The sequence below is a fragment of the Terrisporobacter muris genome (assembly GCF_024621905.1).
GTDB lineage: Bacteria > Bacillota > Clostridia > Peptostreptococcales > Peptostreptococcaceae > Terrisporobacter > Terrisporobacter muris.
Map to the genome: position 1 here is coordinate 1 of NZ_JANKBY010000160.1, position 7,937 is coordinate 7,937.

5 protein-coding genes and 2 riboswitches are annotated in these 7,937 nt (G+C 28.0%); of the genes, 1 reads left to right on the forward strand and 4 read right to left on the reverse strand.

Features of this window, described 5'->3' with window-relative positions:
- Positions 1-21: 21 nt before the first annotated feature.
- Both NSA58_RS12270 and NSA58_RS12275 read right to left on the reverse strand, forming a co-directional pair.
- Positions 22-1,212, reverse strand: coding sequence for a pentapeptide repeat-containing protein (locus NSA58_RS12270; protein ID WP_074078737.1), 1,191 nt, complete (start codon positions 1,210-1,212; stop codon positions 22-24).
- Positions 1,213-1,296: 84 nt separating this feature from the next.
- Complete coding sequence (locus tag NSA58_RS12275) at positions 1,297-3,045, reverse strand: Na+/H+ antiporter NhaC family protein (RefSeq protein WP_074078736.1); 1,749 nt, start codon at positions 3,043-3,045, stop codon at positions 1,297-1,299.
- Between the two features lie 110 nt (positions 3,046-3,155).
- Positions 3,156-3,331: riboswitch (Lysine riboswitch) on the reverse strand.
- 160 nt (positions 3,332-3,491) lie between these two features.
- Between NSA58_RS12275 and NSA58_RS12280 the strand changes: the two genes are divergently transcribed.
- On the forward strand, positions 3,492-4,847 hold the full coding sequence (locus NSA58_RS12280; protein WP_039678974.1) for a Na+/H+ antiporter NhaC family protein: 1,356 nt from the start codon (positions 3,492-3,494) through the stop codon (positions 4,845-4,847).
- Positions 4,848-4,957: 110 nt separating this feature from the next.
- Here the strand turns inward: NSA58_RS12280 and NSA58_RS12285 are convergent, their stop codons facing one another.
- Both NSA58_RS12285 and NSA58_RS12290 read right to left on the reverse strand, forming a co-directional pair.
- The gene (locus NSA58_RS12285) at positions 4,958-5,668 is read right to left on the reverse strand and encodes a tRNA threonylcarbamoyladenosine dehydratase (protein WP_039678973.1); all 711 of its coding nucleotides are present in this window, start codon (positions 5,666-5,668) and stop codon (positions 4,958-4,960) included.
- 215 nt (positions 5,669-5,883) lie between these two features.
- Positions 5,884-7,629, reverse strand: coding sequence for a Na+/H+ antiporter NhaC family protein (locus NSA58_RS12290; RefSeq protein ID WP_039678972.1), 1,746 nt, complete (start codon positions 7,627-7,629; stop codon positions 5,884-5,886).
- 119 nt (positions 7,630-7,748) lie between these two features.
- Positions 7,749-7,920: riboswitch (Lysine riboswitch) on the reverse strand.
- Between the last annotated feature and the right edge of the window lie 17 nt (positions 7,921-7,937).

A 7,937-nucleotide genomic window follows, 5' to 3' on the forward strand; every position in this document is an offset into this window, starting at 1 on the left:
TTTCCTTTTTTTTTGAAAATATTATCTTATAATTTTTCTTACTATAGCTCCTATTCCAACGCCCACAGTTACTGTCCCTAAGATCATTTCGACATTAGACAATAATAGTGATGATTGAACTGGCTCACAACTATATCCTCCTACACCTAAAAATATACCTGAACTTAGTGCCAGTGATTCGTTATAATCTTCAATAAATTGTACAAAATTAAAGTTTTTTAATGTTTCTAAATTATAAACAATATAATTATTATCAATATCTACTCCGATAAATAAATATAAAAATGCAAATAGAACTATTAAAAATATACCTACAAATAGTGCATTAAAAGGTCTTTCTCCATATCCACAAAATGCTCTATACAAAAATGACGCCATCTTTGGTAGCGGATCAAGAGTTTTACTTTCAGTTTTTTTGCATAAATAATAATATTCACCAAAATTATTATCTAAAGTATTTTCTTTAAATTTATCTGCTATAGTCTCATAAGTCATATACAATCCTTCATATTCTTGTCTATCTTTTTTTATTTCCACTAATTTATCAAAAAATGTTTTTTCGTCCAATTTTGTTTTATATTTATCATCAAATTCAAAATCTACAATATAACATTTATGTGTTTTAAGTCCGCTTAAATCACTATCAGAAATTGTTATTTTATTTAATTCACATTTATTTATAATAACACTTTTCATCATACATATTTCGAATGAAGTATTTTTTATTAAACAGTTTTCAAATATTGCATATGATAAATCTGAGTTTTTAAATTTACTGTAAAACTCACAGTTATAAAATTCACAAGAATAATTTGTTTTATTATTCAATGATGGAGACTGTATGCTATCCTCCATGATAAATATACAATTTTCAAAAATTACACCACCTAATATAAATTTACAATCATAAAATTTACAACCTATTATTCTACAATTGATAAATTTAACATTTGCAAAAGTACAATCTTTAAAATTTGCACACACTATATCACTATTAGAAATGTTATAATAATCTTTTTCATCTAATATACCTTTTTTACCAATAAATTCATTTTCTATAGTTTCATAACTATATCTATCATCAGGATTATAATCAGTCATCTCTTTTTTGTGTTTAAGTATATAACTATAATTTTTTTCATTATTCTTTTTTCTTTTTTCCAATTGAATTTTTAGTTTATAATTTTCTTCTTTAAAATTTACATAAGCCATAGCAATTTCTCCTTTTACAAACTCTATAACTTATTATTTACATAAAAAAAGACTTAAATACATCATTTAAGTCTTTTATAAATATTAGTTATCTAACACTTCATTTCCTTGTATATCTTCAACCTCTACACTCTTACCAAGTAATTGAATTCCTATAAACATTGCTACAAATGCTAATGGTAAAACTAGATAAACAGGTAATCCAAATCCTGCTGGTATATATCCAAACACTATGGTAATAACTCCCACAAATATTGAGTAAGGCATTTGCGTTCTAACATGATCTATATGATTACATCCAGCTCCCATGGATGAAAGTATTGTTGTATCTGATATTGGTGAACAGTGATCTCCAAATATAGCTCCTGTTAATACTGCTGATGTTGCAACTATTACATAAGACATATCTGGATTTATTGAATATGCAAGTGGTATAGCAAGTGGCATAAGTATTCCCATTGTTCCATAAGAAGTTCCTGTTGCAAATGATATTATTGCTCCAAGCACAAATATTAAGCTTGGTACTATAAATGGTGGTAGAGAACCTGATAATAATGTAATTAAATATTTTGCTGTTCCTAACTCTTTTATTACTGATGAAAGCGACCATGCACATATTAATATTACACCTGTTATTACTAATGTCTTCATACCATCTACCCATACATCTAAAGCTTCTGATACTGTAAATATTTTTTTAGCTACACCCATAACCATTGCTACTATTCCTGCAAATAAAGCTGACTGGAATAAAGCTACTGATGCATCTGCATTTGAGAAAGCTTCTTTTATCCCATTAAATGATGCTGGTGAATTTTGCATGATTTGAATTACTGCACTATCTTCTCCACCCATTATTGCTGTATATCCACTGTAATAAAAAGCAAATAATGCTCCAACTATTAATGCTCCTATTGGTATTATCGCATTCCATACACTAAGTTTTACACCCGGTAATGGTTCTAAGTCATCATGTTTACTTAATTGTCTATTTACTTCTTCATTTGAAGTAAGATTTTGACTTCCCCTTCTACACTCTAATTCTGCTTTTCTCATAGGACCAAAATCTTTTAAAAGTAATGCTGTCATTACTATGAATCCTAATATTAATATGTTGTAAAATCTAAATGGAATTGTATTTAAAAATACTCCAAAAGCATTTGCCTCAACTCCAATAGATGAAAATGCATCTCCTATTAGTCCAATCTCAAGGCCTATCCATGTTGATATTATTGCTATACCTGCAACTGGCGCTGCTGTTGCATCTATTATAAAGGCTAATCTTTCTCTTGATACTTTCATTTTATCTGTAACAGGTCTCATCATAGGCCCTATTATTAATGAATTAGCATAGTCATCAAAAAATACAAATAATCCTGCAAACCAAGTCATTATTTGAGCACTTTTTGCTGTTTTTGCTCTTTTTGATAAGGCTTCAGCTATGGCTTTTGCACCACCCATTTTTCCAACTAGATTTATAACTCCCCCAATTGCTAAGACCTGAAGAATTATACCTGCATTCCATGGATCTGCCAAAGAATCAACTGCTCTTTGAATTAAATCCAGGAATGAATAAAATATTGCCATAAAAGGATTATTTCCTGTTATATTTAATATAAATCCTCCTGACATAATCCCTATAACTAAAGATACTATAACATTTTTAGTTATAAAAGCAAGTGATATAGCAACTAATGGTGGTATTAAAGTCCATATTCCAAATTTAGCTGCATTTTCTGCTGCAACATCAACTTCTTCTGCAAATGATAGAGCCGTTGTCATTATGAATAGCATGGTTGTCATTAAAACTAATCTCAAATTTCTTCTTTTCATTTTCTTTTCCCCCTAATATTTTATAGTGAATATTATAAGGGCTATTTTCTCTAATTAAAAAAGACCTTGATGTAAGAGCATCAAGGTCATAATTATACTAAATTATAAATCCATTTGATAGCTCACCACTAATTTCTTAGTGACAGTGATATACATATTATATATATCCCCAGCTAAATAACCTTAAAGCTTCAGTTATATGCTTCGGCGATGTTCCCTTTCACAATAATTCAACGTTGCTTAACTCCTTATCGTTACTAATAAAAATCGCACCTCTACCTTAAATATTCACTTTATAGTTATGAGTATAAGCTATATTCCATTATTTGGCAAGTATTTGTTTTAACCTTTTTATTTATCATTATAAATATTTTTATATTTAATTTATATTTCTGAAATTTTTCTCTATAATCTTATTATAATGATAAATCCCTGGGGGTGATTGTATGAGTATTTTTTTAATTATTATACTTACGATTATCATGTTAATATACAGCGTATTTAATAATATTTTTCTTGGATATGGATTGACTATTTCTTTAATTCTATTTTCTTTAGTTGGTGTAAAAAGAAGCAAAACTGTAAAAGACCTTCTTAAGCTATATGCATTTGAGTCCAAAAGATCTTTACCTATCATAGAAATCTTATTATTAATTTCTGTTTTAATAAGTGCTTGGCTATGTTGTGGCACAATCCCTGCTATAGTCTACTATTCATTAAAATATATTAATCCTAATTTATTCATTTTATTTTGTTTTCTAATTCCAGCTATAACATCCTTTTTAATTGGAACTTCTTTTGGTACTATAAGCTCCGTGGGTATACCTCTTATTATTATTGCTGGGGCATCTAATCTTAATTTAAATTTAGTTGGAGGAGCAATAATGTCTGGAGCATACTTGGGTGATAGATGTTCACCTTTATCTTCTAGTCTACTTCTTCTTTGTAATTTGACTAAAGTTGAATTATTTAATTATGTAAAAAAAGTATTTATCTTCGGAATTATTCCAACTATTATAAGCATTATTTTTTATCTATTATTTTCTTTAATAAATCCTTTAACTTTTATTGATAACTCACTAAGTTTAGCTTTGTATAAAGATTTTCATATAAGTCCTATTTTATTAATACCTGCTATTATAATCCTTATTTTGTCATTAAATAAAATACCAATTACTAAATCGATAACTATAAGTGTTATAACTTCCATATTAATTTGCTTTATTATTCAAAAAACTAATATATTAGATTTGTTTAATCATATTATATTCGGATATAAAACTTCTTCATCTTTATCAAATATAATTAAGGGTGGAGGTATTATTTCAATGCTTAAAACTTGTTACATAATTATTATTTCTTGTTGTTTAACAGGTTTTTTTAGTGGTTTAAATATTTTTGCTGGTCTTGAAAAATATTTACAACAGATAAAATTGAATCGAAGCAGATTATTTTTAATAACTTTATTTCTTGGCTTAATCATATCTAGTATCGGGTGTAGTCAAACAATAGCTTTTATTTTAACTATAGAAATACTTAGGGATACTTATAAAGATTTAAAAAATGAAGATATAGCCATGGAATTTTCTAATTCTGCCATTGTTACCTCTGCGCTAGTTCCATGGTGTATTGCTGCACTTATTCCTACTTCAGTTTTAGGTATAAATAGCTACAAGTTTATCCCTTATGCTATTTTTTTATATATAGTGCCTATTTGTCATCTATGCTACTGTATCTATCTGGATTATTATAAAAATAAAATATACAAACTTTTTACTAAAAGAGAGATAAAAAATAAATAAAATTAGTATTATATCCCTGCATAAAAACATACTTTATAGTTAGTTAAGTAAAAATAGTAATAATTTCCATAACAATTGAAATTATTACTGTTTTTGTTTTGTATTTCAAATCATTTTATATCTAACAAATCTTTTATAACTTGTGATGCCATTATTAATCCTCCACATGAAGACATAAATGAAATACTTCCAGGTAATATTCTATGACCATTTGATATTTTTTCTTTAAGCTCTAGTGGTTGTTCAGTGGAAAATACGACTTTCAAATGCTCTATACCTCTATTTCTGAGCTCTTTTCTCATTACTTTAGCCAATGGACACGTATGAGTTTTTGAAATATCATTAATTTCTATTTTTGTTGGGTCTAATTTATTCCCCATTCCCATGGAACTAATTATAGGTATGTTTTTGTTTATACATAACTGAATTAAATGAAGTTTTGAAGAAACCATATCTATGGCATCTACAACATAGTCATAATTTTCACTAAATATTTTATCACTACTTTCCTCATTAAAAACACAACTAAATTCTTTTATGTTCAAATCTTTATTTATATCTATTAATCTATCTTTTACTACTTTAACCTTATCTTTATTTAAATTAGAAATCAATCCTGGTAATTGTCTATTAAAATCACTTTCTTCAACTTTTGCATAGTCTACTATTGTTATATTTCCTATGCCAGCTCTTACTAATGCTTCTACACAAAAACTTCCCACTCCTCCTACTCCTATTATAAGAACACGGGAATTTTTTAGTTTGTTCATTCCTTCTTCACCTATGAGTAAATTTGTTCTCATTGAAAAATTATTATTCATATATATATTCTCCTTTAAATATTACTATTAACTATACTATATAGTTTTTCCTAGAAGAGTAAGTATATTAGTAAAATATTAAGTTATTAATTTTTTAGATAAATCATCTCTATATTTTTACACATAAACCCTAAATTTTGTAACATTTATGTTAAACAAAAAAATCCCTTTAAATTATTCTATATACAATAATTTAAAGGGATTTATATAATATATTAAGCTATTAAGCTTTCTTCTTTTTCATCTATATCTACACTTTTTCCAAATATTTGTATTCCTATAAACATTGCCACAAAAGCTAATGGAATTATTAAATAAATTGGAAGTCCAAATCCTGCTGGTATATATCCAAATAATATGGCTATACTTCCTACAAATAAAGCATATGGCATTTGTGTTCTTACATGATCTATGTGATTACATCCAGCTCCCATTGAAGAAAGTATTGTTGTATCTGATATAGGAGAACAGTGATCTCCAAATATAGAACCTGTAAGTACAGCACTTATGCAAACTATTATATAAGACATTTCAGGACTTATTGAGTGAGCAAGAGGTATAGTAAGTGGCATCAATATTCCCATTGTTCCATAAGATGTTCCTGTTGCAAATGAAATTATTCCACCTAATATAAATATTATACTTGGTAATAAAAATGCTGGTACAGAACCTGATAATAGCTGTATTAAATATCTTGCTGTTCCAAGCTCTTTTATTACTGATGAAAGTGACCATGCACATATTAGTATTACACAAGTAATAACTAAGGTTTTCATTCCATCTACCCACATTTCTAATCCTTGTGATACTGTAAATATTTTTTTACCAACACCCATAGCTATGGCAATCACACCTGCAAATAAAGCAGATTGAAATAGGGCTACTGATGCATCTGCATTAGAAAATGCTTCTCTTATTGCTACAAATGATAATGGTGAATCATTGAATATTTGAATTAAACTTGTATCTTTTCCACCTATTATTGTAGTATATCCACTGTAATAAAATGCAAATAATGATCCAACTATTAATATTCCTATTGGTATTATAGCATTCCATATATTTAATTTAACACCTGGTAATGGCTCTAAATCACTATGCTCATTACTTATTTTTTCATCTATATCTTTATTAGAAATTAAATTTGTTTCTCCTCTTCTAGCTCTTAATTCTGCTTCTCTCATCGGTCCAAAATCTTTTAGTAAAACTGCTGTTATAACTATGAACCCAAGTATTAATATATTGTAAAATCTATATGGTATAGTATTTAAAAATACACTAAATGCATTGGCATTAACTCCTATTGCATTAAATCCATCTCCAATTAGTCCTACTTCTAAACCTATCCATGTTGATATTATTGCTATACCTGCAACTGGTGCTGCTGTTGCATCTATCACGAAAGCTAATCTTTCTCTTGAAATTTTCATTTTATCAGTGACAGGTCTCATCATTGGTCCTATTATTAAAGAGTTTGCATAATCATCAAAAAATACAAATAAACCTGCTATCCAAGTTATTAATTGAGCACTTCTTGGAGATTTTGCCCTTTTTGCTAAAGCTTCAGCTATAGCTTTTGCTCCACCCATTTTAGCAACTAAGTTTATTACTCCACCTATTGCTAAAACTTGAAGTATAATCCCTGCATTCCATGGATCAGCCAATGCTCCCACAGCTCTATCAACTAAATCTAAAAATGAACTAAATAATGCTGAAAATACATTTATGCCATTTAAGTTTAATAAAAATCCACCTGACATTACACCAATAACTAAAGATACTATAACATTTTTAGTTATAAAAGCTAAAATAATAGCTACTAATGGTGGAAGTAGAGTTAATACTCCATACTTCTCTGCATTTATTACAGCTATATCTTGTTCAGCTGCAAAACTGCATACACTCGACATTAAAATCAACATCGTCGTTATTAATAATAATCTTACATTTCTTTTTCTCATTTTATTTCCCCCTATGTGATGATTGTGAATATTTTAGGGTTTTGCCATTTTTTATAATAAAAAAACCTTGATGGCTTCATCAAGGTTATAATTACATACTAAAAAATAATATAGTTCTTCTCAATGATAGCTCAACACTAAAATTAGTGACAGTTGCATATATATTCTATATACACCCAGCTATATAACCTTAAAGCCTCAGTTATATGCTTCGGCAATATTTCCTTTCTTAACAAATCATCGTGCTACCTCATTGTTAATACTGATAAACACTGCACCTCTACCTACATATTCACTTGTTGTTTTTT